This window comes from Kitasatospora sp. NPDC059146, assembly GCF_042786665.1.
Classification (GTDB): domain Bacteria; phylum Actinomycetota; class Actinomycetes; order Streptomycetales; family Streptomycetaceae; genus Kitasatospora.
The window spans coordinates 25950-52208 of sequence record NZ_JBHZCY010000034.1; the positions used below are offsets into that span (position 1 = coordinate 25950).

Here is a 26259-nt window from a genome sequence, read left to right on the forward strand (position 1 = left end):
TGGTCACATCACGTGCATCACGCACCTTGCGCACATCACGCGCATCACACGCATCACGCACAACTTGGGGCACCCGCACCCCGCCCGAGGCCGCCGCCGTGCCCCGTGAACGTTGGGGGATCATGACCACCGAACACCCCGTCCAGTGCTCCGACATACGCCGTTCGATTCTCGACCAGATCACCGACAAGTGGTCGATGACGGTCCTGGCGGTCCTTGACGAGCCCAGGCGGTTCAACGAGATCAAACGCCGCGTCGACGGCGTCACCCAGCGGGTCCTGACCCAGACCCTGCGCCGGCTGGAGCGCAACGGGATGATCATGCGCCAGGTCCTGCCGACCTCTCCGGTCGGAGTCGAGTACTCCCTCACTCCGCTCGGCGTGTCCCTGCGGGAGCCGTTCAACCGCTTGTGCGCCTGGACCGCCGCCAATTCGGAGGAGATCCGGGCGCACCAACTGGAGTACGACCGGCGCGCGCACCACTTCCTGGACCAGAAGGCCACCGTGCCACGACAGTTGGAGGAGGCGGAACACGCCTGACGCAGCGTGCGGCGTGGTGCCCTGCCCACCGGCGGACGGCGCCGCGACGGCGGGGCGAGGTGCCGGGCGCCCGCCTCCGGCATAGCGTGACCCACGGCGCCCCGCTCACCCCGGGCGGCGGTGCGCGAGACCGCAACCCCGGCTCCCTGGAGGTCGACTCATGCGCGCGGTGACCTACGACTCGTACGCCCCGGACAACTCCCGGCTCGAGTACGGCGAGGTGCCCGACCCGAAGGTCGGCCCCGGCCAGGTACTGATCGAGGTCCGGGCGGCCTCCGTCAACCCGGTCGACTGGAAGGTCATGGCGGGCGGCCTGGACGGCATGATGGACACGGTCTTCCCCGTCATCCCCGGCTGGGACGTGGCCGGGGTGGTCACCCGCACCGGCCCGGACACCCCCGAGTTCTCCCCCGGGGACGAGGTGATGGCCTACGCCCGCAAGGACGCGGTGCAGGCCGGCACCTTCGCCGAGTACGTCGCGGTCGCCGCACCCGCGGTGGCGCGCAAGCCCGCCGGGCTCGACTGGGCGCAGGCGGCCGGGCTGCCGCTGGCCGGGCTCACCGCCCTGCGCAGCCTGGACCGGCTCGCGGTCGGCCCCGCCGACGTGCTCCTGGTGCACGGCGCCGCGGGCGGCGTGGGCAGCCTCGCGGTGCAGCTCGGCCGCGACCGCGGGGCCCGGGTGATCGGCACCGCCTCGGAGCGCAACCACGCGTACCTGCGCGAGCTGGGCGCCGAACCGGTGGCGTACGGCGACGGCCTGGTCGAGCGGGTGCGCGCGCTGGTGCCCGGCGGTGCGACGGCCGTCGCGGACTTCGTCGGCGGCCAGCTGGACACCACCCTGGCCGTGCTCGCCGACGGCGGGCGGCACGTCTCGATCGCCGACCCGGGAGTGACGCAGCACGGCGGCCACTGGATCTGGGTGCGCCCGGACGGCGCGAAGCTCGCCGAACTCGCCGCGGCGGTCGACCGCGGCGCGCTCACCGTGGAGGTCGCCGGGACCTTCCCGCTGGAGCGGACGGGCGAGGCCTTCGACGCCAGCCGCACCGGGCGCACCCGCGGAAAGCTGGTCGTCGTGCCGTGACCCCCGCCCGCCGCGGCCGGGAGCACGGGCCGCGGGGGCCCGGCCCATCCTGGTGCGGAGCGCCGGCCTCACCCGTCCGGCGTACCCGGGCGCCCGGACGGAGGCACGCGTGGAGACGGCCGCCGCGCCGGGCGCGCACCGTCGACCCGCCGCAACCGCCCCGCCCCTGCCGGACGACAGGATGGCTTGCCGATGCGCATCGCGCTGTTCATCACCTGCTTCAACGACACCATGTTCCCCGGGACCGGCCGCGCCGTGCTGACCGTCCTCGAACGGCTCGGCCACACCGTGGAGTTCCCACCGGAGCAGACCTGCTGCGGGCAGCTGCACCTCAACACCGGCTACCGTGCGGACGCCGTCCCGCTGACGGCCCGGTTCACCCGCACCTTCGCCGACTACGACGCGGTGGTCACCCCGTCCGCGTCCTGCGCCGGGCTGGTCCGGGAGCACCACCCCGCTCTCGCCGAGCGGTACGGCACCCCGGATCTGCACCGACAGGCCACCGAACTGGCGCCCCGGGTCCACGAGTTCACCGAGTTCCTGACCGACGTCCTCGACGTCGAGGACGTCGGTGCCCGATTCCCGCACCGCGTCACCTACCACCCCACCTGCCACTCCTTGCGCGGACTGCGGCTCGGCGACCGACCGCAGCGGCTGCTGCGCGCCGTCGAGGGGCTCGACCTGGTCGAACTCCCGGCCGCCGACTCCTGCTGCGGCTTCGGCGGCACCTTCGCCGTCAAGAACGCCGCGACCTCCGGCGCGATGCTCGCCGACAAGGTCGGGGCGGTGCGGGAGACGGGAGCCGAGGTGCTGTGCACCGTCGACAACTCCTGTCTGATGCACATCGGCGGCGGGCTGTCCCGGCAGGCCGCCGGGGTGCGGACCATGCACCTGGCCGAGATCCTGGCCGCGACCGAAGGCGGACGCCCGTGACCGCCCCCGGCGACCGCGGAGTGGTCTGGCTGGGCTCGCCGTCCTTCCCCGACGCCGCCCGCGAGGCCCTCGCGAACGCCCGGCAGCGGGCCAACCTGAAACACGCCACGACCGTCATCCGCGACAAACGCCTCGCCGTCGCCTCGGAGTTGGACGACTGGGAGGAGCTGCGCACCGCCGCCGACGCGATCAAGACCCGGACGCTGCGCCATCTCGACCACCATCTGGTGCGGTTGGAGGAGTCGGTCACCGCGGCCGGCGGGACCGTCCACTGGGCCGCCGACGCCGCCGAGGCCAACCGGATCGTCACCGAACTGGTCCGGGCCACCGGCGGCAGTGACGAGGAAAAGCTTGAGGTCGTCAAGGTCAAGTCCATGGCGACCCAGGAGATCGGCCTCAACGAGGCGCTGGCCGAGGCCGGCATCACCGCCTACGAGACCGACCTCGCCGAGCTCATCGTCCAGCTCGGCGACGACCGGCCCTCGCACATCCTCGTCCCGGCGATCCACCGCAACCGGACCGAGGTCCGGGACCTGTTCGCCGAGCGGATGGGCGCGTGGGGGCAGCCGGCCCCCGAGGGGCTGAGCGACGAGCCCGCCGAACTCGCCGAGGCCGCCCGCCGGCACCTGCGGGAGAAGTTCCTGCGTGCCAAGGTCGCCGTCTCCGGCGCCAACTTCGCCGTCGCCGACACCGGCACCGTCGTCGTGGTGGAGTCCGAGGGCAACGGCCGGATGTGCCTCACCCTGCCCGAGACCCTGATCACCGTGATGGGCATCGAGAAGGTCGTCCCCACCTGGGCGGACCTGGAGGTGTTCCTCCAACTGCTCCCGCGCTCCTCCACCGGCGAGCGGATGAACCCGTACACCTCCACCTGGAGCGGCACCACGGAGGCCGACGGCCCGCAGGACTTCCATCTCGTCCTGCTCGACAACGGCCGCACCGACACCCTGGCCGACACCGTTGGCCGGCAGGCCCTGGCCTGCATCCGCTGCTCCGCCTGCCTCAACGTCTGCCCGGTCTTCGAGCGGACGGGCGGGCACGCCTACGGCTCGGTCTACCCCGGGCCGATCGGCGCCGTGCTCACCCCGCAGCTCGTCGGTGTCCGCAGTGACATCAAAAGCAGTGCGGCCTCCCTTCCCTTCGCCTCCACCCTGTGCGGGGCCTGCTACGACGCCTGCCCGGTGAAGATCGACATCCCGAAGCTGCTGGTGCACCTGCGGGCCGAGGTCGTCGAGGCCGAGCGCGGAGCCGGCGGCCTGCCCACCGGTGAGGCGCTGGCGATGAAGGCGGCCGCCGCCGTCCTCGGCTCCCCCGCACTGCTGGGCGCCGCCCAGAAGGCGGCCTCGCTCGGCGGCCGGGCGCTGGCCCGCAACGGCCGGATCGGCCGGCTGCCCGGCCCGTTCAGCGGCTGGTCCGCCGACCGGGACACCCCTGCGCCGCCCGCCGAGTCGTTCCGCGCCTGGTGGCGCAAGAACCGGGAGGGAAAGTGACGACCACCCGAGAGGCCGTGCTCGGACGCATCCGCGCCGCGCTCGCCGACGTCCCCACGGACGAGGGCCCGCAGGACGTGCCCGTCCCGCGCGACTACCGGCGCGGTCACACCGCCGACGGCCAGGACCTGGTGGCCCTGTTCGCCGAGCGGGTCGCCGACTACCGCGCCACCGTCACCCGGACTGCCCCGGCCGGGCTGCCCGGGGCGATCGCCGCCGCCCTCACCGCGCGCGGCGCTACCCGCCTGGCGGTGCCCGACGGCTTCCCGGACGACCTCCTGCCGTCCGGCGGCTGGGAGTGGCACCGGGAGCCGCTGGACGTCCCCGCGCTGGACGCCCTCGACGGCGCCGTCACGCTGGCCGCCGTCGGCATCGCCGTCACCGGCACCGTCGTCCTGGACACCGGCCCGGGGCAGGGCCGGCGCGCCCTGACCCTCGTCCCCGACTACCACCTGTGCGTGGTCCGGGCCGAGCAGATCGTCGACGACGTCCCCGGGGCGCTCGCCCGCCTCGACCCGCACCTGCCGCTGACCTTCATCTCCGGCCCGTCCGCGACCAGCGACATCGAACTCACCCGGGTCGAAGGCGTGCACGGGCCCCGGACCCTGGTCGTGATCATCGTCGACGACCTGGAGGTCCACCGCAGGATCGTGCCCGGCTCGAACAACGCCGGGCACTCCTGGCAACCTCCCGGAGGTCAACACTGACGTGCCGTCGGGCCCGGGCGGATCCGCTCGGGCCCCCTCGGCTCAGGCGCCGACCAGCGCCTTCTCCTCGACCGGGAATCCCGGAGCCGCCGGGGCGGCGTCCTTCCGCATCCCCTTGAGCAGGACGACCACCGCCGTGGTGACCACCGTGCCCGCCGCGACCGCGAGCAGGTACAGGAACGGGCTGCCGATCAGCGGCAGCACCCAGATCCCGCCGTGCGGCGCGCGCAGGGTGGAGCCGAAGGCCATCACCAGGCCGCCGGCCGTCATGCTGCCGACGATGTTCGCCGGGATGACCCGCAGCGGGTCCGCCGCGGCGAACGGGATCGCGCCCTCGGTGATGAACGAGGCGCCGAGCACCCAGGCCGCCTTGCCGTTCTCCCGCTCCTCGGGGGTGAACAGCCTGCGCCGGACGACGGTGGCCAGGGCCATGCCCAGCGGCGGGGTCATGCCGGCGGCCATCACCGCGGCCATCACCTTGAGGCTGCCGGCGTCCGGGGTGGTGCCCGCGGTGGTGAGCGCACCGGCCGCGAAGGTGTAGGCGACCTTGTTGAGCGGGCCGCCCATGTCGAAGGCCATCATCGCGCCGAGCAGCACGCCGAGCAGGATCGCGTTGGAGCCGGAGAGGCCGTTCAGCCAGTCGGTCAGGCCGTTCATCGCCGAGGCGATCGGCGAGCCGACCAGCACGAACATCAGGAAGCCGACCGCCGCCACCGACAGCAGCGGGATCACCACCACCGGCATGATGCCCCTGATCGCGCGCGGCACGTTCCAGCGGATCATCCACAGCACCAGGAAGCCCGCGGCCAGGCCGGAGACGATGCCGCCGAGGAAGCCCGCACCGACCGCCACCGAGACGGCGCCGCCCGCGATGCCGGCGGCCAGGGCCGCCCGGTCCGCGATCCCCCAGGCGATGTACCCGGAGAGGATCGGGACGAGGAAACCGAAGGAGGTCTTGCCGGTCTGGAACAGCATCGCCGCCCAGCTGTGCGAGGAGGTCCAGTCGAAGTGGCCCAGCACGGACGGCGCGGAGGCGATCTGGTACCCGCCGACGGCGAAGGCGAGGGCGATCAGCAGACCGCCCGCCGCGACGAACGGGATCATGTAACTGACGCCCGTCATCAGGTACTTGCGCAGCCGCTGGGCCCAGTGCTCGCCGGTCGGCGCGCTCGCCGCGGTGACCGGGGCGGCACTCGCTCCGCTGCCGGCCTCGGCGACCAGCCCGGCAGCCTGCGCGATCAGGTCGTCGGCGCGGTTGACGCCGGCCTTCACACCCACGTCGACGGTCGGCTTGCCGGCGAAGCGCGCGCGGTCCCGGACCTCGACGTCATGGGCGAGGATCACGGCGTCGGCGGCCGCGATCACCTCGGGGGCCAGCACCGTCGTCCCGGCCGACCCCTGGGTCTCGACCTGGATCTGCACGCCCGCCCGGGCGGCGGCCAGTTCGAGGGCCTTGGCGGCCATGTAGGTGTGGGCGATGCCGGTCGGGCAGGAGGTCACCGCGACGAGCCGCAGCCCGCCGCCGGCGACGTCCGCCTCCGGGGCGGCGGCCGTCTCCGGATCGACCGCCGCAACGGGAGCGGCAGCCGGTGCCTCCTCCCCGTTGACCAGGGCCGCGACCGCGGCCGGGCTCTCGGCCTCGCGCAGGGCGCCGGTGAACGCCGGGTCCATCAGCCGACCGGCCAGCGCGGCGAGGATCCGCAGGTGGGTGTCGTCCGCGCCGGCGGGTGCCGCGATCATGAAGACCAGGTCGGCGGGCCGACCGTCCGCGGCGTCGAAGTCCACGCCCCTGGTGCTCCGGCCGAAGGCCAGGCTGGGCCGCGTGACGTGGGGTGATCTGCAGTGCGGGATGCCGATCCCGTCGCCCATCCCGGTGGGGGCCTGGGCCTCGCGGGCGGCCACGTCGGCGAGGAAGCCGTCGAGGTCGGTCACCCGGCCCTCGGCGACCAGGCGCTGGGCGAGGGAGCGCAGCGCCTCGCTCTTGTCCGCGGGGGCGAGGTGGAGGTCAACGAGTGCGGGTGTGATCAGTCCGCTGGTGTCGCTCATCGTGTCGGTCCTTCGACTGGTGCCTGACAGTGTTCCCTTGCCCCCGGGAATGTCCGCCGTGCCCGTCCCACACGGTCCGGCGGGGTGCCTCCGGCAGGAGGCGGTGCTCAGCCGCGGAGCGGCCGTTCGAGCGGGAGGTCCGCCGTCACGACCACGGCGGCCGGGTCCAGATCGGCCGGGGTCGGCATGACGCTCCCCGGCAGTTGTACGGCGGCGGCGCCGTGCGCCAGGGCCGCCGCCAGTGCCTCAGGGCCGGTGCCGCCGGCTCCGAGGAAGCCCGCGAGCGAGGCGTCGCCCGCTCCCACGTCGCTGCGGACGGCGGCGACCGGCGCGCTGCCGTACCAGCTGCCCTCCTCGGCGATCAGCAGCATCCCGTCCGCACCGAGGCTGGCGAGGACCTGCTGGGCGCCGCGCTCGCGCAGTTGCCCCGCTGCCGCCACGGCGTCGCCGACGGTGGCGACCGGGCGGCCCACGGCCTCGGCGAGTTCCTCGCGGTTCGGCTTGACCACGTCGGGGCGGGCCGGGAGCGCGGCGAGCAGTGCGGGGCCGGAGGTGTCCAGGGCGATCCGGGCGCCGCCCGAGTGCACCTGCGCGACCAGGTCCGCGTACCACCCGGGCCGGAGGCCGCGCGGCAGACTGCCGCAGCAGGCCAGCCAGTCGACGCCGTCGCCGGTGCCCCGTCCGGCCTGCTGGGTGTCGCGGACGAGGGCGAGCAGTGCGGCCGACTCGGCGGCGCTGAGCTCGGGGCCGACCGCGTTGATCTTCGTGAGGCCGCCGCCGTCCTCGGCGATCGAGACGTTGATCCGGGTGTCGCCCGCGATGGTGACCGCCGCGACGTCGATGCCCTGGCGGCGCAGCAGGTCGCGGAGCAGTCCGCCGGACGGGCCGCCGAGCGGCAGGACCGCCGTCGTCCGGTGGCCCGCGGCGGTGAGCGCACGGGAGACGTTGACGCCCTTGCCGCCGGGGTCGAGCCGGTCCTGCCCGGCCCGGTTGACCTCGCCCACGGCGAGCGTTCCCAGCTCGTAGGTGCGGTCGAGACTGGGGTTGGGGGTGATGGTGACGATCATGCGCGGATGACTTCCGGTCCGTGGTTCTCGATCTGGGCGGTCTGCTCGTCGGTCAGTCCGGTGTCCGTGACCAGCACGTCGACCTGCTCCAGCGAGCCGAACCGGGCGAAGTGGCGGGCGCCGTACTTGGAGGAGTCGGCCACCAGGACGACGCGTCGCGCACCGGCGAGCATGGCCCGCTTGACGGCGGCCTCGGCGAGGTCGGGCGTCGACAGTGCGCCCTCCGGGGAGAAGCCGTTGGTGGCGACCACCGCGACGTCCGCGTGGACGTCGGCCAGGTCGCGCAGCGCCCAGGCGTCGACGGCGGCCTGGGTGCGGTGGCGCAGCCGCCCGCCGACGAGGTGCAGGGCGAGCGAAGGGTGGTCGGCCAGCCGGGCCGCGACCGGGAGGGCGTTGGTGACGACGGTGAGGGCGCAGTCCAGGGGCAGCAGTCCGGCCAGCCGGGAGACGGTCGTCCCGGCGTCCAGGATCACGCTGCCCTCGGTGGGCAGCAGGGCCAGCGCCGCCCTGGCGATGCGCTCCTTCTCGGCGGCGGCCGTGGAGTCCCGTTCGGCCAGGCCGGGTTCCAGGTGCAGGGCACCGACGGGCAGTGCGCCGCCGTGCACCCGGTGCAGCAGGCCGGCCTTGTCCAGGGCGCTCAGGTCACGCCGGATGGTCTCCTGGGTGACACCGAAGTCCTCGGCCAAGGTCGGCACGTCCACCCGGCCCCGCTCCTGGGCGAGGTGGAGGATCTGTTGCTGCCGCTCGGGTGCGTACATGTGGGATTGGGTCCGTTTCATGTCCGTTTACGCCTGGTGAAGCCCGACCATACGCGCTTCGGACGGAAATGCAAGGGGCCGCTCCGCCTCTCGCCGTCTCTCGTCGCCTCTCGTCGCCTCCCGTTCGGTCCGTGACGTACGCCCGAATGTGTTGACATCTGCTCGCAACCGGGCGTAGAACCAACCGAAACAACACGCCAACGGGCGTGAAACCAAAGACCGCCTGGCCCCCGCGACCGCCCCCGTACCGCGGGGGGCCGGGCACCACCGGGCCCGGATCCCACCCGGGCCGACCGTCGTCCCCTCCTTCTCCCCCTCTCCCCAAGGACTCCCATGCACTCGACCCAGGTCACCGTCGGCTCCAGCAGCGGCCTGCACGCCCGCCCGGCGTCACTGTTCGTCCAGGCCGCCACCGCCCGGCAGCCGGTCAAGGTCACCGTCGGACGCCCGGGCCAGACCCCCGTCGACGCCCGCAGCCTGCTCTCGGTGCTCGCCCTGGCCGCCCGCTCCGGCGACGTCCTGGAGCTCACCGCCTCCGGCGACGGGGCCGAGGACGCCCTCCGGGCTCTCGCCGACCTGCTCGCCTCCGACCTCGACGCGGCGGCCTGACCGCCCCCGCCGGAAGGTGCCCGCCCGGCGCCGGGCGGGCACCGGGCCGGGCTCCCCCGTGAGCCCTGCGGCCCCGGCCCAGCGGCACCGGCCCAGCGGCACCGGCCCTGCGCCTACTTGACCTCGACCCGTCCGACCGGGTCGGGGCCGGTTGCCAGCGCCTCGCACGCGGCCTGCCAGGCCCCGTCACCCGGCGCGAGCCGGCTGCGGAGGTAGGCGGCGGTGAGCCGTCCGAGGGCAGCGACCCGCCCGGGATTCTCGTCGGTGGTCTCGGCGGCGTCGTACCCGGCGATCCCGCCGAGTCCGTGCCCCGCGTCGAACAGGGTGAGCAGGTCCTTGGGGCCGGGGGCGAGGGTGTAGGGGTCGGCGTGCCAGTCCGGTCCCATGTCGGTGAAGTGCCGCGAGTCGTCCTTGTCGCCCGCGACGACCAGCGCGGGAGCGGTCATGGTGGAGAAGTCGACGGATCCGATGACGGGCCACTGCTCGGCCATCGGCCCGTTGAAGACGTCGCCGCCCCTGCCGGGCGCGGCGAGCAGGACGCCCGCCTTGATCCGCGGTTCGGCCAGCTGCACCACGTTCCCGGTGACGGGGTCGTTGAGTCCGGCGCCCAGCAGGAGGGCCACTGTGAAGCCGCCGAGCGAGTGCCCGGCGAGGGCGACCTTGGTGCGGTCGATCCGTCCCGCGAGCTGCGGCACGGTGCGCTCGATCTGGTCGAGCCGGTCGAGGACGTGGGTCATGTCCTCGGCGCGGGAGCGCCAGAAGTCCGGTGCGCCGGGGGCGTCGGCGACCAGGTGGCTCAGCGTCCGGGAGGTGAGGTGGGTGGGCTGGATGACGACGAAGCCCTGCTCCGCCCAGGCGTTGGCGAGCGGCGCGTAGCCGTGCAGCGAGGACAGGTGGTGCGAGGGGCCGTGGCCGTGGGAGAGCAGGATGACGGGCAGGCCGCTTCCGGTCCCGGGCGCGGAGACGCGCACCTGGAGGTCCACCGGCCGCCCGGGCACGGACAGGACCACCGGGCTGTACGACAGGACCGGGACGGGTGCGGTGCGGGTGGTTGCGCTCATGCTGAGCAGTGCTCCTTCTGCGATGGGCGTCGCCCTGCGACGGGTGTAGCCCTGCGATGGGTGTCGCCGCGGTCGGCCCAGGCCGGGCGGCGGCAGGCAGGCAGGCAGGGGTTCAGGGGCGCCCCGCTTCGGCTAAGCTGAAGCGGAACGCTGTCCCACTTACTATCCGGAACATGGTTCCGTTTTGTCAACGGATACTGGAGGAAGAGTCGTGCCCGGCGAGGACCCCACGGGAAGGACGTCGGCCCGGAGCAAGCGGGCCGACGCGATGCGCAATCAGCAGGCGCTGCTCGCGGCCGCGGCCGAGGTGTTCGTGACCTCGGGCGTCGACGCACCGATCCGCCGGATCGCGGCCGAGGCCGGCGTCGGAACGGGAACGATCTACCGGCACTTCCCGACCCGGGCCGATCTCATCACGGCCGTCTACCGCCACCAGATCGAGGAGTGCGCACAGGCCGGCCCGCGACTGCTGGCAGCCGCCGACTCCCCGTTCGACGCGCTCCGCCGGTGGATCGACCTGTTCGTCGACTTCCTGGTCACCAAACACGGGCTGGCCGACGCGATGCAGTCGGACAGCACCGGCTTCGCCGCCCTGCACGGCCTCTTCCTCGATCGCCTGCTGCCGGTCTGCGCGCAGCTGCTCGACGCCGCGGTCGAGGCCGGTGAGATCAGGGCGGGCACCCGGCCCTTCGAGCTGATGCGCGGCATCGGCAACCTGTGCATCGGAGGCAGCGGCCCGCAGTACGACCCACGGCGCCTGATCGACCTGCTCCTGCACGGGTTGCAGCACCCCCGGCCGGCGTGACGCCGACGGCGACCGGGCGACCGGGCGACCGGGCGGTCGGATCGCCTCCGGAACGGAGCAAGCCGACACTCCCGCCCCGAACGGTTCACCGCCTGCCCGCATTCCACCCCGTCAGTTCATGGACCATCACCGGTCGGCCGAACTGATTCACGGACTGTTCACGACAAAACCGGAACTCGCCCCCGCCCGTGGCCGTCGGAATTCATGACGGTTCGACACATCCCACGGGCAGGGAAAGGAACGGCAATGTCCTTGGTCAGGAGGGTGATCGGCGCCGCCGCCGTGGCCCTCGTGGCCGTGTTGGGGCTGGTGGTGCTGTCCCAGTCCGCATCCGCCCTCACCCGCGAGGAACGCTGCCCCCGAATGGTCGCGGAGGCGAAGCTCGCCGAGGAGGCGGTGGCTCCCAAGTGCCCGCCGGGGCTCGGCTGGACGCGTCCGCGGAGCGTCGAAGTCCCCTCGTGCCAGCGGGAGTTGCACCCGGCCCTCGCCGACGAGGCGTCCACCGGGGACGACCCGTCGGCGACCCGCGCCTCCGACCCGCCGCACGGGGCGCGCAGACAGCCCAGAGCCGCCGTCCTCCAGGTGTTCCGCTGCTGATCGGTCCCGACCGCGCACGCACGCTCGACGACGGTGGCGACACTCCCCACGGGTGACCCACCGCCCCACGTTCCGGCAGTCCACGACGGCCCGCGGCAGTGCTTCCGCCTGCCCGCGCCGCCGCGATCCGCGCTGCCCCCGTACCGAGCGAGCGGCACGGTCCCGAAGTCACCGTTCCCACAGGACTTCCGAAGGGCCCGAGGCACGACATGCAAGGATTCATCGACCACGCCCGCACCTTCCGCCGCCGCGCCGCGCAGGAGGCCGACGCCTTCGGGCGGCTGGCGGCGGGCCAGAGCCCGCAGGCACTGTTCATCACCTGCTCCGACTCCCGCATCATCCCCTCCGCCGTCACCGGCGCCCGGCCCGGGGACCTCTTCGAGCTGCGGACCGCCGGCAACATCGTCCCGCCGCACCGCCCGTCCGCCCCCTCGGCCGAGGCCGCGACCATCGAGTACGCGGTCGAGGTCCTGGGGGTCGCCGACATCGTGGTCTGCGGCCACTCCCACTGCGGCGCCGTGGGCGCCGTCGTCCGGGGCGAGGACCTCACCGGGGTGCCCGCCGTACGCGACTGGCTGGCCGACGGCACCGAACTGACACCCGCCGGGGAGCCCAGCCACGACCTGGCCGCCCCGGTGCAGCGGCACGTGCTGGACCAGCTGGCGAGGCTGCGCACCCACCCGAGCGTCGCCCGCCGGGCCGACCAGGGCCGGCTGGGCCTGCACGGCTGGTTCTACGAGGTCCACACCGGCGCGGTGCTCAGCCACCGCCCCGGCAGCGACGTCTTCCTGCCGCTGTGACCCGGCGGCCCGCCCCACCGCCGCCCACCACGCCATCGCCGGCCGCCCCGCGGCCGGCCACACCACAGCCGACCACGCCGCGGCCGACCACCCCCGGACTCCCACCGATGAGGGCTCCCATGCGCTTTCCCACGCTCAAATACGACCTGACCGCCTCGCTCGTCGTCTTCCTGGTCGCCCTCCCGCTGTGCGTCGGCGTCGCCGTCGCCTCGGGCGTGCCCGCCGAACTCGGCCTGATCACCGGCATCGTCGGCGGCCTGGTCACCGGCATGCTCCCCGGCAGCAGCCTCCAGGTCAGCGGCCCGGCCGCCGGACTGACCGTGCTGGTCGCCGAGACCGTGCAACGGTTCGGCCTGCCGGCCCTCGGCCTCGTGGTCGCCGCCACCGGCCTGCTCCAGCTGCTGCTGGGCGCGCTGCGCTGGGGCCGGTGGTTCCGCGCGATCTCCGTCGCCGTGGTGGAGGGCATGCTGGCCGGCATCGGCCTGGTCATCATCGCCGGCCAGCTCTACGCGATGGCCGACCGGCCGGCGCCCGCGAGCGGGGTCGACAAGCTCCTGGGCCTTCCCGGCCTGCTCGCCCGGCTCGTCTCCTCGCCCGCCGCCGGCTACTCCTTCGTGATCGGCGCCGGCACCATCGCGGTGATCCTGTTGTGGCAGCGGCTGCCCGCCCGGGTGCGGGTCGTCCCCGGCGCACTGGTGGCCGTGCTGCTCGCCACCGGCACCGTCTGGCTGCTCGACCGCCCGGTGAAGAAGGTCGAGGTCCAGGGCCTCCTGGACGCCGTCCAGCCACCAGGCAGCGGGGTGTTCGAGCAGCTCACCCCGGCGCTCGTCGTGACGGTCGTGGCCTTCACCCTCGTCGCCTCGGCCGAGAGCCTGTTCAGCGCGGCGGCCGTCGACCGGCTGCACGACGGACCGCGCACCGACTACGACAAGGAGCTGATGGCGCAGGGCGCGGGCAACGCGCTCTGCGGCGCCCTCGGCGCCCTGCCGATGACCGCGGTCATCGTCCGCAGCGCCGCCAACGTCCAGGCCGGTGCCCGGACCAAGGCGTCCCGCGTGCTGCACGGCGTGTGGCTGCTGCTCTTCGCCGCGCTGCTCCCCGCGGCCCTCGGCGTCATCCCCGTCGCCGCGCTGGCCGGGGTGCTGGTGCACGCCGGGTTCAAGCTGCTGCCGTTCAAGCAGTTCGGGCCGCTGTGGCGCGAGCACCGGGCGGAGGCGCTCGTCCTCGCGGCCACCGCCGTGGCCATCGTCACGGTCAACATGTTCGAGGGCGTGCTGATCGGCCTGGGCCTGTCGGTCGTCAAGTCGGCCTGGGAGACCTCCCGGCTGCACGTCGACACCGAGGAGCGGCCCGGCGGCCTGCTCCGGGTCCGGCTGACCGGCAACGCCACCTTCCTCCGGCTGCCCAAGCTCCTGGACGCCCTGGAGGCGCTGCCCGCCGACCGCGTCGTGGAGCTGGACCTCTCCGGGCTCCGGCACCTCGACCACGCCTGCCAGTCCGCGCTGACCACCTGGACCGAGCGCCACAACGCCCGGGCCCCGGAGGACGTGCGGCTGATCCCCGCGCTGGCCGGTCCGGCCTGACCCTGACCCCGTCCCGCGGAACGCGCGTCGCCGCACCGGAACTCCGGTGCGGCGACGCGTCGTTCGACGCGTTCGCCGTGCTCCGTGCTCCGCGCTTCGTTATCCGTGCTCCGCGTCAGGCCACCGGCGCGCCGGTGCCCGCGATCACCTCGGGCCGCAGCAGGGCGGCGAGCCGCTCGGCCGGGAGCAGCCCCTTCTCCAGGACGAGTTCGGCCACGCCCCGGCCGCTGGCCAGCGCCTCCTTGGCGATGTCGGTGGCGGCCGTGTACCCGATGTGCGGGTTGAGGGCGGTCACCAGGCCGATGGAGTTCTCGACCGTCGCGCGCAGCACCTCGGTGTTGGCGGTGATGCCGACGACGCACCGCTCGGCGAGGGTGAGGCAGGCGGCCCGCAGATGGGTGATCGACTCCGAGAGCGAGTGCAGGATGATCGGCTCGAAGGCGTTGAGCTGGAGCTGCCCGGCCTCGGCGGCCATCGTGACGGCGACGTCGTTGCCGATCACCTCGAAGGCGACCTGGTTGACGACCTCGGGGATCACCGGGTTCACCTTGCCCGGCATGATGCTCGAACCGGCCTGCACCGGCGGCAGGTTGATCTCGCCGAGGCCCGCGCGCGGCCCCGAGGACAGCAGGCGCAGGTCGTTGCAGCTCTTCGAGAGCTTGACGGCGACGCGCTTGAGCACCCCGGACATCTGGACGAACGCCCCGCAGTCCTGGGTGGCCTCGACCAGGTTCGCCGCCGTGACGAGGGGCAGCCCGGTGAGGTCCGCGAGGTGGCGGCGCGCGGACTCGGCGTACCCGGCGGGGGCGTTGAGGCCGGTGCCGATCGCGGTGGCACCGAGGTTGATCTCCAGGATCAGCTCGACGGCCTCCCCGAGCCGGCTGCGGTCCTCGTCGAGCATCACCGCGAACGTCGAGAACTCCTGCCCGAGCGTCATCGGCACGGCGTCCTGCAGCTGGGTGCGGCCCATCTTCAGCACGTCGCGGAACTCGACGGCCTTGCGGGCGAAGGCGTCCTGGAGCACGGCCATCGCGTCGAGCAGGCCGCGCACGGCGAAGACGGTCGCGATCCGGACGGCCGTCGGGTAGACGTCGTTGGTGGACTGGCCCAGGTTGACGTGCTCGTTGGGGTGCAGGTGCCGGTACTCCCCCTTGGCGTGCCCCAGCAGTTCCAGCGCCCGGTTGGCGATGACCTCGTTGGCGTTCATGTTGGTCGAGGTCCCGGCGCCGCCCTGGATGACGTCCACGACGAACTGCTCGTGCAGCCCGCCGCCCCGGATCTCACGGCAGGCGGCGACGATCGCGGCGGCCTTCGCGGGCTCCAACAGGCCGAGTTCCTCGTTGGCGAGGGCGGCGGCCTCCTTGACGGCGGCGAGGGCGTCGATCAGGTGCGGGTAGGTGGAGATGGGCGTGCCCGTGATCGGGAAGTTCTCGGTGGCGCGCAGCGTGTGGACGCCCCAGTAGGCGTCGGCGGGGACGTCGCGGTCTCCGAGCAGGTCGTGTTCGCTGCGGGTGGCGGCGGTCATGGGGGTCGCGGCGATCGTGGGTATGGCGGCGGTCATGGGTGTGCGGTCCTCTTCCTTCGTGGAACGGTGGATCGGGTCAGACGGGGGCGGGCAGCGCCGACGGGTCGAGCGCCGCCACCGGCCGGACGCCGCCGACGAGCCTGCCGCCACCGGTCGTCGGCGCCCCCGCGAACGCGGTGAGCAGCCGCGGCTCGACCCCCGCCAGGGCCAGCGCGGCCGCCGCCACCGGGACGCGCGCCCGGTTCGCCCCGTCGGCGATCTTCACGGCCACGGCGCGGCCGTCCGGCAGCGCGGCGATCTGCACACCCTCGAAGCCGTCCTTGGCCAGCAGTCCGGGCACGGCGCGCATCAGCGCGGCCGTGTCCCGGCCCGCGCCGGAGGCCATCTCCGGGTGCCCGCGCAGCGCGTCCGCCACCCGGGACTCGGGGGTCCCCGGCGCGCCGGTGGCGATGCGGGCGGCGGCGCGGGCGAGGCCGTGCAGCGAGACGGCGAACAGCGGGGTGCCGCAGCCGTCGACGCTGACCCGCGCGATGCGTTGGCCGGTGAACTCCTCGACGACCCCGGCGATCAGCCGCTGGAGCGGGTGGGCCGGGTCGTCGTAGTCGGCCGACGACCAGCCGTTGAGCCTGCAGAGGTAGAGCATCGCGGCGTGCTTGCCCGAACAGTTCTGGGCGAGCCGGGAGGCCGGGCGGCCCTCCCGGATCCAGGTGTCGCGGACAGCCGGGTCGTACGGCAGGTCCGGGACGTTGCGCAGGTCGTCCTCGGAGAGGCCGGCGAGCTCCAGGATCCGCCGGGCACCGGCGAGGTGGCGCTCCTCACCGGAGTGGCTGCCCATCGCGAGGGAGAGCAGTTCGCCGTCGAGCGGCAGGCCCGCCCGGACCATGGCGACGGCCTGGAGCGGCTTGAGGGCCGATCGCGGGTAGCAGGCGGCTTCGACGTCGCCGAGCCGGAACCGGACCTCGCCGTTGCCGCCGCCGTCCTCACCGAGGACGACGACGGAACCGTAGTGGACGCCCTCGACCACTTCGCCACGGATCACGTGGGCGACGGGCTCGTGGCGGGGCTCGCGGATCGCGGGGGCGTCCGCGAGGGGACTGTTGAACATGAGACGTGCCTCGATCGGTGGTGGTTGTGCCGGCGGCCTGCGGGAGCCCGGCGTGTGGGATCCCTCGGGCCGCCGGCGGGTTCAGTCGCCGGCCCCGGCGGCGACACGGGCGATCCGGCCGCGGATCGCGTACCAGCCCGCAACCAGCGCCCCGGCGATCAGCGGCAGGCACAGCACGGTGGTGCGCCCGGCGCCGCCGTCGGCGTACATCAGGACCAGGACGGAGACGAGGAAGGCCAGCGTCACGAGCTCGGTCCACGGCGAGCCGGGGAGGCGGTAGCCGGGCCGGGTCAGTTCGCCGGCCCGGGTCTTCCGCCAGAAGAGGAGGTGGCAGACCATGATCATGCCCCAGGTGGCGAGGATGCCGATCGCCGCGAAGTTCAGCACGATCTCGAACGCGTCGGCGGGGACCACGAAGTTGAGGCCGACGCCGAGCACGCACATGCCGCTGGTCAGCAGGATGCCGCCGTACGGCACCTGGGTGCGGCTCATCCGGGCGGTGAACCGGGGGGCCGAGCCGCTCACGGCCATGGAGCGCAGGATGCGGCCGGTGGAGTAGAGGCCAGAGTTGAGCGAGGACATGGCCGCGGTGAGGACGACCAGGTTCATCACGCTGCCGGCCGCCGGGACGCCGATGTGGGACAGCACGGTCACGAACGGGCTCTGGCCGGAGCTGTACCTGTTCCAGGGCAGCAGCATCGACAGCAGGACGACCGAGCCGACGTAGAACAGGCCCACCCGCCACATGATCGAGTTGATCGCCTTCGGCATGATCTTCTCGGGATTCTCGGTCTCCCCTGCCGTGACGCCGACGAGTTCCACCGAGGCGTAGGCGAAGACGACTCCTTGGATGATCAGCAGCATCGGCATCAGGCCGTTGGGGAAGATCCCGCCGTTGTCGGTGATCAGGGACGGGCCGGGGACGGCGCCGTCGACCGGGTGCCGGGTGACCAGCAGGAAGATCGCGATGCCCATGAAGACCAGCAGCGCGCCGACCTTGACGATGGCGAACCAGAACTCCAGTTCACCGAAGATCCGCACCGAGATGAGGTTCACCGTCAGCACCGCGGCCAGGGCCACCAGCGCGATCACCCACTGCGGGATGTCGGAGAACAGGTGCCAGTAGTGGGTGTAGGTGGCGACGGCGGTGATGTCGGCGATACCCGTGGTCGCCCAGTTGAGGAAGTACATCCAGCCCGCGGTGTACGCGCCCTTCTCCCCCAGGAACTCCCGGGCGTACGACACGAAGGCGCCGGAGGACGGGCGGTACAGGACGAGTTCGCCGAGCGCGCGCACGACCAGGAAGGCGAAGGCGCCGCAGACGGCGTAGGCGACGAACAGGGAGGGCCCGGCGTCGGCGAGCCGACCGCCCGCGCCGAGGAACAGGCCGGTGCCGATGGCGCCGCCGATGGCGATCATGTTGACGTGCCGGGGCTTCAAGGACTTGCTGTAACCGGCGTCACCGGCGTCGACGTGACGGGTCGTGGAGGTGGTGGGGGCGGTGAGGTTCGTGGGGCTCTCAGGGCTTGTGGGGGCAGTCGGGATAGTGGAGGTGGTGGGGGTCGTGCGGCGCTTCTCGTCGTCGAGGAACTGCTCGCTCACGCCTCGGCTCTGCCTTCCGTGGGGGTCTCCGTGCGTCCTGGGTGCACGATGTGGGTGAGGGTCGCCTCGACGCGGTGGAGGTGGTGCGACATCGCCGCGACCGCGTCGGGCTCGGAACCGTCGACCAGCGCCTCGACGATCGCCCGGTGCTCGCAGTTGGACTGCTCGCGGCGATCGCCCAGCTCGTTGAGGAAGGCCGACTGACGCGCCAGTGCGTCGCGGATCTCCTCGATGACCCGGCGGAAGACCGGGTTGCGGGAGGCCTCGGCCACCGCCAGGTGGAAGACCGTGTCCAGCGCGACCCATGCGGTGGTGTCGGTCTCCCGGTCCATCCGGTCGAGCAGGTGGGCCAGCTGGTCCAGGTCCTCCGGGGTCCGGCGCAGCGCCGCGTACCCGGCGACCGGGATCTCGACGTGCCGACGCACCTCCAGCAGGTCGCTGGCCGCGTAGTCGCCGAAGGTCGGGTCGTCGACCGTGTTCGCCACGACGAAGGTGCCCTTGCCGGTCTTCGAGACGGTCAGGCCCATGGTCTGGAGCGCCCGGAGCGCCTCCCGCAGCACGGGCCGGCTGACCTCCAGCGTGCGGCACAGCTCCGCTTCGGAGGGGAGCTTGTCCCCCACGGCGTACTCGCCGCGCTCGATGGCGCCGCGCAGGTGGCCGAACACCGCTTCCATCGCGCTCACGCGTCGGGGGACCGATCCGGCTGTCTGGCTGTCTGACAGGTTCACAGGACGATCCTGGGCCGACGGGGCGGACGGTGTCAAGACATCGGGAGCGCTCACCTCAGAGACCGCATGAGGGACCGCTTGAGAACGTCCACGGGCCCGTCGGTGCCCGACGGCTCACCCGCCGGGCACCTCGGGGCCCGAGGTCAGCGGGCGATCGGCAGGACGGACGTGGGCTCACTGACCGCCAGCGGCTCCCCGGCCGGGCTCAGGAGGCCGGTCGACGGGTCGCGGTGGAAGACCGTGACCGTGTCCGAGCGCTGATTGGCGCAGAACAGCAGCCGGCCGTCCGGTGTGAGCGCGATGTCGCGCGGCCAAGTCCCGCCGCAGGGCACGGTGGTGAGCAGCTCCACGGACGCGCCGTCCTCGTGCAGGGCGTACACCGAGATCGCGTCGTCGCCGCGGTTGGTCGTGTAGAGGAAACGGCCGTCGCCCGACACGCGGACCGCGGCGGCGGAGTTGGCGTTCGGCGCACCCGGATCCCGTCGGGTCTCGACCTCGGCGACCGGGTCGAGGCGGCCGGAGAGCGCGTCCCAGGTGCAGACGGTGAGGGTGGAGGAGAGTTCGTTCAGGACGTAGGCGTACCGGGCCGACGGGTGGAACACCAGGTGCCGGGGGCCACGGCCCGACGGCAGTTGCACCGTCCGGTGGGCGCTGAGCGGGCCGTCGTCCGGATCGAAGGCGTAGACGTACACCCGGTCGGTGCCGAGATCGGTGCACAGCAGGAAGCGCCCGTCCGGCGAGGGGGCCGCCATGTGGGCGTGCGGGGAGGTGAGCCGGTCCCCGGAGGCCTCCCGGCCCGGGTGCCGGACGGTCTGCACCGGCTCGGCGGTGGCGACCGCGCCGTCGGCACCGGTCGCGACGACCGAGAGGACGCCGTCGCCGTAGTGGGCCGCGAAGACGTGCGACCCGCTGGGGTGGACCGCGAGGTGGCAGGGGCCCGCACCGCCGCTGACGGCGTCGGCGACCACGGCACCAGCAGCGACAGCGGCACCGGTCTCGGCACCGGTATCCACCCGCACCGAGACGATCCGTCCGACCGCCTGTTCCAGGACGGCGTGGACGACCGCGCGCGTCGGGTCGACCGCCGCGTAGGAGGGGTGGTCCAGCGGGAGTGTGCGGACGGGACTCATGGCGCCGGTTCCGTCGTAACCGACCGTGCACAACCCCGCTCCGGGAACGTCGGCCGGGGCGGCACTGCCGATGACCAGCAGTCCGCCGGGCGACGTGGTCGGAGGATGGTTCACGAAAGACCTGCTCTCTGCTCTCCGGGTGGCGCGCGATCCGCGACGCCGGTCTCACCCGGCATCGGCCGTACGGGATCGGCCGTACGCGCTCGCGCCGGGCTGTCGAGGTGGTCACCCCACGAGCGGGCGGACCCGTCGATCGTCCCGGTGGCACCGGGCCGTGAGGTGGGGGGTGGGGTGAGGGGGGGCGGGAAGTGCCGAAGTCTATCCGGCGGCCGAGCGCGCGGGAACCGGCATCGGGCGGGTGGTACGGCGCGGCAACTGCGCCTCCCGGTCGGCCGTTTGACGACCACCCGGGAAGGCCCGGCACCGGCCCCGTTCCGCTGCTACGACCGGGCCGCCCGAGCCGGTGACGCCCCTGCTCCCAGCGCTTGTGATGATGGGCTCGTCAACCCGGATCGTCCGCATCACCGCAGGTGAACGGCCGTGTGCTGACCGTCGAGGTGATCGGTCGGGCGCGGACGGACAGTCCCGGCGTTGACACGGCTGCGCTCGGCCGCCGACGCGCCCCCGGCCCCGGCTCCCCGACGAGCGGACCGGCAGGTGCGTACCCCCACGCGCCCTGAGCAGCCGGTCCCGCCCACCCCGGCCCCTTGGAGCGCTCCCCCATGTCCCTGCTCGCCTACTTCGCCCCCACACTCGCCCCGACCCCGACCCCGACCCCGACCCCGGCCCCCGCCCCGGCCGGCGGGCCCCTCGGCACACCCCCCGCGCCGATCCGCCCGGCCGCTCCGGCACCCCGACTGACCAGCACCGTCGCCAAGGAGTACGTCCACCGGGCCTGCCACGCCGAGGTCTTCATCACCGGCAGCGAGCCGCTCGGCGACACCGCGTTCACCGTCACCGCCCAGTGGCCGCGGGCGCACACCTTCTTCAGCACCCCGGACGGGACCAGGTACGACCCGATGCTCGCCGCCGAAACGGTTCGCCAAGCCGGGCTCTACCTCGCCCACACCCGGTACGGCGTCCCGCTCGACCACAGGTTCCTGATGTGGAACCTCGACTACACCGCCCGCGCCCGCCGGCTGTCCATCGGGGAGACACCCACCGACCTCACCATCGAGGCCAGACTCCTCCCGCGCCCTCGGCGCACCCGCAGCACGGTCGACTTCACCTTCACCGCGACCGTCCGCCGCGGCCCCCACCTGGCCGCGACCGGCGAGGCCCGCTTCACCACCGTGCCGGACTCCACCTACCGCCGGCTGCGCGGCGCCCGCCCCGTGAGCAGCCCGATACCGGTCGCAACCGAGGCAGGGTCCGGCCGCCCCCTGCCGCCCGCCCTGGTCGGGCGGGTCCGGCCCTGCGACGTCGTGCTGACCCCGACCGACACCCCCGGCACCTGGCTCCTCACCCCCGACCTCCGGCACCCGATCCTCTTCGACCACGCCGGCGACCACATCCCCGGCATGGTGCTGCTGGAGGCCGCCCGCCAGGCCGCCAACGCCCTCGGCGCCCCGGCCACCATCGCCCCGACCGCCGCGGCCACCGCCTTCCACCGCTACGCCGAACACGACGCGCCCACCACCGTCACCGCCCGGCACACCCCCGGCGAGGAGCCGGACACCGTCACCACCACGGTGACCGGACACCAGCACGGCGAGCCGGTCTTCACCACGGTCCTCACCGGCCGACCCGACCGGGGCTGACCCGCACGCCCCCGTGCGGGCCCGTCCGGCCCCGGGTCGGACGGGCCCGCACCGCTGACTGACGGTCCGTCATGTCCCTTGATCAGGAAGCACTCCCGAGTCGGCCGAGCGAGCGGTCGGGGAGGACGAGGAGGAAGAGCAGGGCCGCGCCGCCGAACATGAACAGCGCGAGGTGGTGCAGTCCGGCCGTGGTGGCGCCGTGCGGGAAGAAGGCCGCGTTCGCGGCCGAGGCGGCCATCGCCCCGAGGTACATGAAGGTCCGCAGCAGCCCGGCCGCGGAGGCGATGGCGGCCGGGTCGGCCTGGTGGTAGAGCGCGGTCTGGTTGCCGAGGCCGATCAGCCCCTGCGGGATGCCCGCCAGCACCCCGACGGCGATCAGCAGCACCGGCGGACTCGCCGACCCCGCCGTCAACAGGGCCGCGCAGGCGGCCATCTGGACCGCCGCGCCGACCACCAGCTTGCCCCGCACCGCCGCACGGCGACCGGTCGCACCGGAGACCGCGAGGGCGGTCAGCGAGAGCGGCAGCAGCACCAGCCCGGCGGAGGCGGCGCTCAGGCCGCGCCCCTGCTCCAGCCACTGGGTGTAGCCGTAGAGGAAGGCGTAACCCGCCGTGCAGCCGAGCACCTGGCGCAGATAGGTGGCGACCAACGGACGGTTGCCAGCCAGGGCCCGCAGGTCGATGAACGGGCTGCGGGCCCTGGTCTCCCGGAGCACGAATCCGACGCCGGCCAGGACCGCGAGCACCGGCAGGTACCAGCGCTCCGCCCCGGGCCGCATCACGAACAGCATCAGTGCCAGCAGGAGGACGGCGAACAGCGCGATCCCGGACCGGTCCAGCCGCCCCCCGCCGTCCCGGCCGTCCCGCCGCGGCCCGGCGACGGGCAGCCGGGCGGACCCGAGCACCAGACAGGCCAGCGACAGCGGGACGTTGACCGCGAAGATCGTCCGCCAGCCGCCCAGCCCGATCAGCAGGCCGCCGAGCGTCGGCCCGATCACGGCGATGGTCTGGTTGGCGACGGCGAGCACCGTCAGCACCCCGGTGGGGCTGGTCCGCCCGGTCCGCCCGGTCCGCTCGGCCTCGCTGCGGGTGAGGTACATCGCGGCCGGGTACGCGGCGGAGGTGCCGATCCCGAGCAGCACCCGGGCGACGACCAGCAGCCCGAGCGTGGGCGCCAGCACACCGACCAGTCCCGCCAGGCCGACCAGCGCCGTCCCGGCCAGGTAGAGCCGGCGCGGCCCGTAGCTGTCCACCAGCCGGCCGATCACCGGCTGGCCGACGGCAGTGGCGAGGTAGAGCCCGCTCACCAGCCAGGCCGTCTCGGCGGGCGGCGCACCGAAGGCGGTGCCGACGGGCACCAGGGCCACCGCGATCATCGAGGAGTTGATCGGGTTGAGCACCGAACCCAGCACCATCGGGGCGAGCAGCCGACGGTTGAACCCGTCCCCGGGCCCGGGCCCAGCCGGCCCGTCGGCTCCGGTCGGGGCCAGCGGGGCCGGGACGGACGAGGCGGGGACGGACTGGGCCGGGATGGACGGGGCCGCTGCCCGGTCCGCGCCCTGGCGTCGGGAGCGCAGCCGCGCCAGCAGCGTCGACGGGCCGGTCATGGCTGGTTCAGCCGGCTCGGTCGGCTCAGCCGACTCGCCCGGTTGAGCCGGTCCAGCAGGGGCAGCGCCGCCAGCACGGTGGCGCGCTCGGCCTCGCTGAACTCCTCTCCCAGGGCCCTGGCCAGCCACTCCTCACGGGCCCGGCGGCTGTCCGCGATCCACTCCAGCCCGGTCGCGCTGAGGTCCACCACCTGGCGGCGCCCGTCCTCGGGGTCGGGGCGGCGGGCGACCAGCCCGTGCGCCTCCAGCGCGGCCAGCGTGGCGGCCATCGACTGCGGCCGGACCCGCTCCGCAGCGGCCAGCGCGCTCGCGGCGGCCGGCCCGTCGGTGATCAGGCGGTTCAGCACCGCGGTCTGCGAGGGGGTGAGCCCGCTGGAACCCTGTCCCTTCTCCTGGAGGGTCCGGCGCAACCTGCTGAACACGGCCCGGAGCTCCCGGGCGGCCAGCGCGGCCGTGTCGGCATGGGACTCCGAGGCAGGCGGTGCCTCCGGAACGGCTGGGGCGGTTCGCTTCTCGGTCACCGCTCCACGGTAATTTCATCAGTCCAAACTGTCCAGCCTTGCTGTAGACCTACACCGCCAGGACGAACCGGACCCGGCACCACCGCCCACCCGGACGGTCCGGATAATGGCGTCATGATCGACAAGCAGCTCCGCGTCGTCCTCGCCGAGGACTCGGTGATCCTCCGCGAGGGGATGGTCGAGCTCCTGACCGCCCGTGGGTGCGCGGTGGTCGCCACCGCCGGCACGGCCCCCGAACTGGTCGCCGCCGTCACCGAGCACCGGCCCGACGTGGCCGTGGTGGACATCCGGATGCCGCCCACCCACACCGACGAGGGGATCCGGGCCGCGGTCGAGATCCGGGCCACCGCACCCGGGACCGGCATCCTGGTCTTCTCCCAGCACGTGGAGACCGCCTGGGCCGCCCGGCTGCTGGCCGGCGGCGCCGCGGGCATCGGCTACCTGCTCAAGGAACGGGTGGCCCGCACCGCCGAGTTCGTGGACGCCCTGCACCGGGTCGCGGCGGGCGGCACGGCGCTCGACCCGGAGATCGTCAACGGGCTGATGCACGGCGGGCGGCGCAACCGGGTGGACTCGCTCACCGCCCGCGAGCGCGAGGTACTGGAGCTGATGGCCCAGGGCCACTCCAACCGCTCGATCGCGGGACGGCTGGTGGTCTCCGAGCGAGCGGTGGAGAAGCACGTGGCCGCTGTGTTCACCAAGTTCGACCTGCCCGCAACGGACGCCGACAACCGCCGGGTCAAGGCCGTCCTGGCCTACCTCGCGGAGACCGGGGCCTGAGCGGCCCGGCCCCCTGCCCGTCCGGGGCGACACGGCCCAACGGCCTCACAGCCTGCTCGGCAGTTCCGCCGTGACCAGCGTCGGCCCACCGGGCGGGCTGTCCACCCGCAGCCTCCCGTCCACCGCCGCCAGGCGCTCGGCCAACCCCGTCAGCCCCGTCCCCGTACCGATCCCGGCGCCCCCGCGCCCGTCGTCGCGCACCGTCAGCCGGACCCGGCCGTCGACCGCGCTCGCCGTCAGGTCGACCGCCCGGGCGCCGCTGTGCTTGGCCACGTTGGTGAGCAGTTCGGCCGCGCAGAAGTACACCGCGCGCTCGATCACCTCCGCCGGCCGCTCCCGCAGGTCCAGCCGGAGCGTCACCGGCACCGGCGAGGTGGCGGTCAGTGCGGGCAGCGCCTCGGCCAGGCCGCCGTCCAGCGCCACCGGGTGGATGCCCCGGGTCAGCCGCCGCAGCCCGGTGATGGTGTCATCGGTCTGCCCACGCGCCCGGTCGACTAGGGCGCGCAGCCGCCCCAGGTCGGCACCGCTCCCGGCGTCGCTCCCGGCACCGGCACCGGCCCCGGACGCCGCCGCCCCACCGAAGGCCACTGCCCCGCCGGGCGCCGCCTCGCCGAGCGCGTCGTCCGCCAGCGAGAGGGTGATGGCGAGCGCGACCAACTGCGCCTGGGTGCCGTCGTGGAGGTCGCGTTCGAGCCGCCGCAGCCGGTCCGTGTTCTCGGCGAGCAGGGTGGCGCGGGCGTGCTCCAGCTCCCGCACCCGCTGCTGCGACCGCACCGGCCCGAGCAGCGCCCGGGCCAGCGCGCGATTGGCCCGGCTCAGGGCCCGCAGTACGGCCGGTACGGCGGCCAGCACCGCGAGCCCCACCGGCGGCCCGGCGACGTCCAGCCAGTCGACCGCTCGCGGCCCCGGCTCCAACAGCCGTACCCAGAGCGGGAAGCCCGCCAGCCACACCGAGCCGAGCGGCAGTCCGACCACGGCCAGGAAGCCGAGCGCGCCGAGCGGCAGCCGGAGGAGCAGGTAGAGCAGCGCCCGCCAGGCGACCGGGTCGGTCAGTACGACCCGCCCCCGGGCCAGCAGCCCCGAGGGGCGTGCCGACGCCGGTGGCGCGGCCACCCGTTCGCCCAGCAGCCGCCCGACCAGCCGCCGGTGCAGCCCGCCGATCCCGCGTGCCCCGACCAGGGCGGCCGCGACGAACGGCAGCCCCAGGACGGTGAGCGAGAGCAGGGCCCCCGCGTAGAGCACGGCGACCGCGTAGACGCCGCCCAGCACTCCGAGTGGCAGTCCGAGGAGGGCGAACGCCACCTCACCGCCCCGCACCGACAGTCCGCGCCGCCACCGAGTCACCACGTGCCCCACCGTTCACCGATCAACCGACCCCCAGCATCCCCCAGCCACCACCAGGTCCGCCGCTCGCCCGGACCCTCCG

Annotated in this window: 24 protein-coding genes; 12 read left to right on the top strand and 12 right to left on the bottom strand. The window is 73.9% G+C overall.

Annotated elements, in window-relative coordinates:
- Positions 1-122: 122 nt before the first annotated feature.
- From ACFXPX_RS17265 to ACFXPX_RS17285, 5 genes are all read left to right on the top strand, one after another.
- Positions 123-539: a winged helix-turn-helix transcriptional regulator gene (locus ACFXPX_RS17265; protein ID WP_375891027.1), complete on the top strand. Its 417-nt coding sequence runs from the start codon at positions 123-125 to the stop codon at positions 537-539.
- Positions 540-699: 160 nt separating this feature from the next.
- Positions 700-1620, top strand: a complete 921-nt coding sequence (locus ACFXPX_RS17270) for an NADP-dependent oxidoreductase (RefSeq protein ID WP_380523044.1) — start codon at positions 700-702, stop codon at positions 1618-1620.
- Positions 1621-1812: 192 nt separating this feature from the next.
- Positions 1813-2553 carry a (Fe-S)-binding protein gene (locus ACFXPX_RS17275; protein ID WP_380642002.1) on the top strand — a complete coding sequence of 247 codons (741 nt, stop codon included), beginning with the start codon at positions 1813-1815 and terminating at the stop codon, positions 2551-2553.
- Positions 2550-4043 (top strand): lactate utilization protein B, encoded by a 1494-nt coding sequence (locus tag ACFXPX_RS17280; protein WP_380642005.1) that lies wholly within the window; start codon positions 2550-2552, stop codon positions 4041-4043. The genes ACFXPX_RS17275 and ACFXPX_RS17280 overlap by 4 nt, the downstream gene beginning before the upstream one ends.
- Entirely contained in the window at positions 4040-4750 is a 711-nt protein-coding gene (locus ACFXPX_RS17285; RefSeq protein WP_380523042.1) for a lactate utilization protein C, read from the top strand. The genes ACFXPX_RS17280 and ACFXPX_RS17285 overlap by 4 nt, the downstream gene beginning before the upstream one ends.
- A gap of 42 nt (positions 4751-4792) precedes the next feature.
- Here ACFXPX_RS17285 and ACFXPX_RS17290 read toward each other — a convergent pair whose 3' ends face one another.
- The 3 genes from ACFXPX_RS17290 to ACFXPX_RS17300 form a co-directional block, all read right to left on the bottom strand.
- Complete coding sequence (locus tag ACFXPX_RS17290; RefSeq protein ID WP_380642007.1) at positions 4793-6796, bottom strand: fructose-specific PTS transporter subunit EIIC; 2004 nt, start codon at positions 6794-6796, stop codon at positions 4793-4795.
- Between the two features lie 107 nt (positions 6797-6903).
- Positions 6904-7863: a 1-phosphofructokinase gene (gene pfkB, locus ACFXPX_RS17295; RefSeq protein ID WP_375891018.1), complete on the bottom strand. Its 960-nt coding sequence runs from the start codon at positions 7861-7863 to the stop codon at positions 6904-6906.
- Positions 7860-8621, bottom strand: coding sequence for a DeoR/GlpR family DNA-binding transcription regulator (locus tag ACFXPX_RS17300; RefSeq protein ID WP_380642010.1), 762 nt, complete (start codon positions 8619-8621; stop codon positions 7860-7862). Before ACFXPX_RS17300 ends, pfkB begins: the two co-directional genes overlap by 4 nt.
- Before the next feature lie 333 nt (positions 8622-8954).
- On the opposite strand from ACFXPX_RS17300, the gene ACFXPX_RS17305 reads away from it, so the two are divergent.
- Positions 8955-9230, top strand: coding sequence for an HPr family phosphocarrier protein (locus tag ACFXPX_RS17305; protein ID WP_380405335.1), 276 nt, complete (start codon positions 8955-8957; stop codon positions 9228-9230).
- Positions 9231-9343: 113 nt separating this feature from the next.
- Here the strand turns inward: ACFXPX_RS17305 and ACFXPX_RS17310 are convergent, their stop codons facing one another.
- Entirely contained in the window at positions 9344-10291 is a 948-nt protein-coding gene (locus tag ACFXPX_RS17310; protein WP_380642012.1) for an alpha/beta hydrolase family protein, read from the bottom strand.
- 268 nt (positions 10292-10559) lie between these two features.
- Between ACFXPX_RS17310 and ACFXPX_RS17315 the strand changes: the two genes are divergently transcribed.
- The 4 genes from ACFXPX_RS17315 to ACFXPX_RS17330 all read left to right on the top strand — a co-directional run bounded on the left by ACFXPX_RS17315 (position 10560) and on the right by ACFXPX_RS17330 (position 14076).
- Positions 10560-11096, top strand: a complete 537-nt coding sequence (locus tag ACFXPX_RS17315; RefSeq protein WP_375891011.1) for a TetR/AcrR family transcriptional regulator — start codon at positions 10560-10562, stop codon at positions 11094-11096.
- A 246-nt stretch (positions 11097-11342) separates the two neighbouring features.
- The gene (locus tag ACFXPX_RS17320) at positions 11343-11693 is read left to right on the top strand and encodes a hypothetical protein (protein ID WP_380589202.1); all 351 of its coding nucleotides are present in this window, start codon (positions 11343-11345) and stop codon (positions 11691-11693) included.
- A gap of 209 nt (positions 11694-11902) precedes the next feature.
- The gene (locus ACFXPX_RS17325; RefSeq protein ID WP_375891007.1) at positions 11903-12493 is read left to right on the top strand and encodes a carbonic anhydrase; all 591 of its coding nucleotides are present in this window, start codon (positions 11903-11905) and stop codon (positions 12491-12493) included.
- Positions 12494-12612: 119 nt separating this feature from the next.
- On the top strand, positions 12613-14076 hold the full coding sequence (locus ACFXPX_RS17330) for a SulP family inorganic anion transporter (protein WP_380523035.1): 1464 nt from the start codon (positions 12613-12615) through the stop codon (positions 14074-14076).
- 115 nt (positions 14077-14191) lie between these two features.
- On the opposite strand, the gene aspA is transcribed toward ACFXPX_RS17330, so the two are convergent.
- The 5 genes from aspA to ACFXPX_RS17355 form a co-directional block, all read right to left on the bottom strand.
- The gene (gene aspA, locus ACFXPX_RS17335; RefSeq protein ID WP_380642064.1) at positions 14192-15601 is read right to left on the bottom strand and encodes an aspartate ammonia-lyase; all 1410 of its coding nucleotides are present in this window, start codon (positions 15599-15601) and stop codon (positions 14192-14194) included.
- Positions 15602-15677: 76 nt separating this feature from the next.
- Positions 15678-16706: an asparaginase gene (locus ACFXPX_RS17340; RefSeq protein ID WP_380589199.1), complete on the bottom strand. Its 1029-nt coding sequence runs from the start codon at positions 16704-16706 to the stop codon at positions 15678-15680.
- Between the two features lie 81 nt (positions 16707-16787).
- On the bottom strand, positions 16788-18308 hold the full coding sequence (locus ACFXPX_RS17345) for an amino acid permease (RefSeq protein ID WP_380523033.1): 1521 nt from the start codon (positions 18306-18308) through the stop codon (positions 16788-16790).
- Positions 18305-18982 carry a FadR/GntR family transcriptional regulator gene (locus ACFXPX_RS17350; protein WP_380523089.1) on the bottom strand — a complete coding sequence of 226 codons (678 nt, stop codon included), beginning with the start codon at positions 18980-18982 and terminating at the stop codon, positions 18305-18307. The genes ACFXPX_RS17345 and ACFXPX_RS17350 overlap by 4 nt, the downstream gene beginning before the upstream one ends.
- A 197-nt stretch (positions 18983-19179) precedes the next feature.
- A complete protein-coding gene (locus ACFXPX_RS17355; protein WP_380642014.1) occupies positions 19180-20280 on the bottom strand; it encodes a lactonase family protein in 1101 nt (366 codons plus the stop codon).
- A 608-nt stretch (positions 20281-20888) separates the two neighbouring features.
- On the opposite strand from ACFXPX_RS17355, the gene ACFXPX_RS17360 reads away from it, so the two are divergent.
- Positions 20889-21926 (top strand): ScbA/BarX family gamma-butyrolactone biosynthesis protein, encoded by a 1038-nt coding sequence (locus tag ACFXPX_RS17360; protein ID WP_380642017.1) that lies wholly within the window; start codon positions 20889-20891, stop codon positions 21924-21926.
- A gap of 82 nt (positions 21927-22008) precedes the next feature.
- Here ACFXPX_RS17360 and ACFXPX_RS17365 read toward each other — a convergent pair whose 3' ends face one another.
- Together ACFXPX_RS17365 and ACFXPX_RS17370 are read right to left on the bottom strand one after the other, a co-directional pair.
- Entirely contained in the window at positions 22009-23532 is a 1524-nt protein-coding gene (locus tag ACFXPX_RS17365) for an MFS transporter (RefSeq protein ID WP_380642020.1), read from the bottom strand.
- Positions 23529-24053, bottom strand: a complete 525-nt coding sequence (locus tag ACFXPX_RS17370) for a MarR family winged helix-turn-helix transcriptional regulator (RefSeq protein ID WP_380642023.1) — start codon at positions 24051-24053, stop codon at positions 23529-23531. The genes ACFXPX_RS17365 and ACFXPX_RS17370 overlap by 4 nt, the downstream gene beginning before the upstream one ends.
- Before the next feature lie 114 nt (positions 24054-24167).
- On the opposite strand from ACFXPX_RS17370, the gene ACFXPX_RS17375 reads away from it, so the two are divergent.
- On the top strand, positions 24168-24833 hold the full coding sequence (locus ACFXPX_RS17375) for a response regulator transcription factor (RefSeq protein ID WP_380405365.1): 666 nt from the start codon (positions 24168-24170) through the stop codon (positions 24831-24833).
- 45 nt (positions 24834-24878) lie between these two features.
- Here ACFXPX_RS17375 and ACFXPX_RS17380 read toward each other — a convergent pair whose 3' ends face one another.
- Positions 24879-26177, bottom strand: coding sequence for a sensor histidine kinase (locus ACFXPX_RS17380; RefSeq protein ID WP_380642066.1), 1299 nt, complete (start codon positions 26175-26177; stop codon positions 24879-24881).
- Positions 26178-26259 lie beyond the last annotated feature (82 nt).

Coding starts and splice junctions, on each gene's coding strand:
- ACFXPX_RS17265 (WP_375891027.1), top strand. CDS start 123: ATGACCACCGAACACCCCGTCCAGTGCTCCGACATACGCCGTTCGATT.
- ACFXPX_RS17270 (WP_380523044.1), top strand. CDS start 700: ATGCGCGCGGTGACCTACGACTCGTACGCCCCGGACAACTCCCGGCTC.
- ACFXPX_RS17275 (WP_380642002.1), top strand. CDS start 1,813: ATGCGCATCGCGCTGTTCATCACCTGCTTCAACGACACCATGTTCCCC.
- ACFXPX_RS17290 (WP_380642007.1), bottom strand. CDS start 6,796: ATGAGCGACACCAGCGGACTGATCACACCCGCACTCGTTGACCTCCAC.
- pfkB (WP_375891018.1), bottom strand. CDS start 7,863: ATGATCGTCACCATCACCCCCAACCCCAGTCTCGACCGCACCTACGAG.
- ACFXPX_RS17300 (WP_380642010.1), bottom strand. CDS start 8,621: ATGTACGCACCCGAGCGGCAGCAACAGATCCTCCACCTCGCCCAGGAG.
- ACFXPX_RS17305 (WP_380405335.1), top strand. CDS start 8,955: ATGCACTCGACCCAGGTCACCGTCGGCTCCAGCAGCGGCCTGCACGCC.
- ACFXPX_RS17310 (WP_380642012.1), bottom strand. CDS start 10,291: ATGAGCGCAACCACCCGCACCGCACCCGTCCCGGTCCTGTCGTACAGC.
- ACFXPX_RS17315 (WP_375891011.1), top strand. CDS start 10,560: ATGCGCAATCAGCAGGCGCTGCTCGCGGCCGCGGCCGAGGTGTTCGTG.
- ACFXPX_RS17320 (WP_380589202.1), top strand. CDS start 11,343: ATGTCCTTGGTCAGGAGGGTGATCGGCGCCGCCGCCGTGGCCCTCGTG.
- ACFXPX_RS17325 (WP_375891007.1), top strand. CDS start 11,903: ATGCAAGGATTCATCGACCACGCCCGCACCTTCCGCCGCCGCGCCGCG.
- ACFXPX_RS17330 (WP_380523035.1), top strand. CDS start 12,613: ATGCGCTTTCCCACGCTCAAATACGACCTGACCGCCTCGCTCGTCGTC.
- aspA (WP_380642064.1), bottom strand. CDS start 15,601: ATGACCGCCGCCACCCGCAGCGAACACGACCTGCTCGGAGACCGCGAC.
- ACFXPX_RS17340 (WP_380589199.1), bottom strand. CDS start 16,706: ATGTTCAACAGTCCCCTCGCGGACGCCCCCGCGATCCGCGAGCCCCGC.
- ACFXPX_RS17350 (WP_380523089.1), bottom strand. CDS start 18,982: ATGGAAGCGGTGTTCGGCCACCTGCGCGGCGCCATCGAGCGCGGCGAG.
- ACFXPX_RS17360 (WP_380642017.1), top strand. CDS start 20,889: ATGTCCCTGCTCGCCTACTTCGCCCCCACACTCGCCCCGACCCCGACC.
- ACFXPX_RS17365 (WP_380642020.1), bottom strand. CDS start 23,532: ATGACCGGCCCGTCGACGCTGCTGGCGCGGCTGCGCTCCCGACGCCAG.
- ACFXPX_RS17375 (WP_380405365.1), top strand. CDS start 24,168: ATGATCGACAAGCAGCTCCGCGTCGTCCTCGCCGAGGACTCGGTGATC.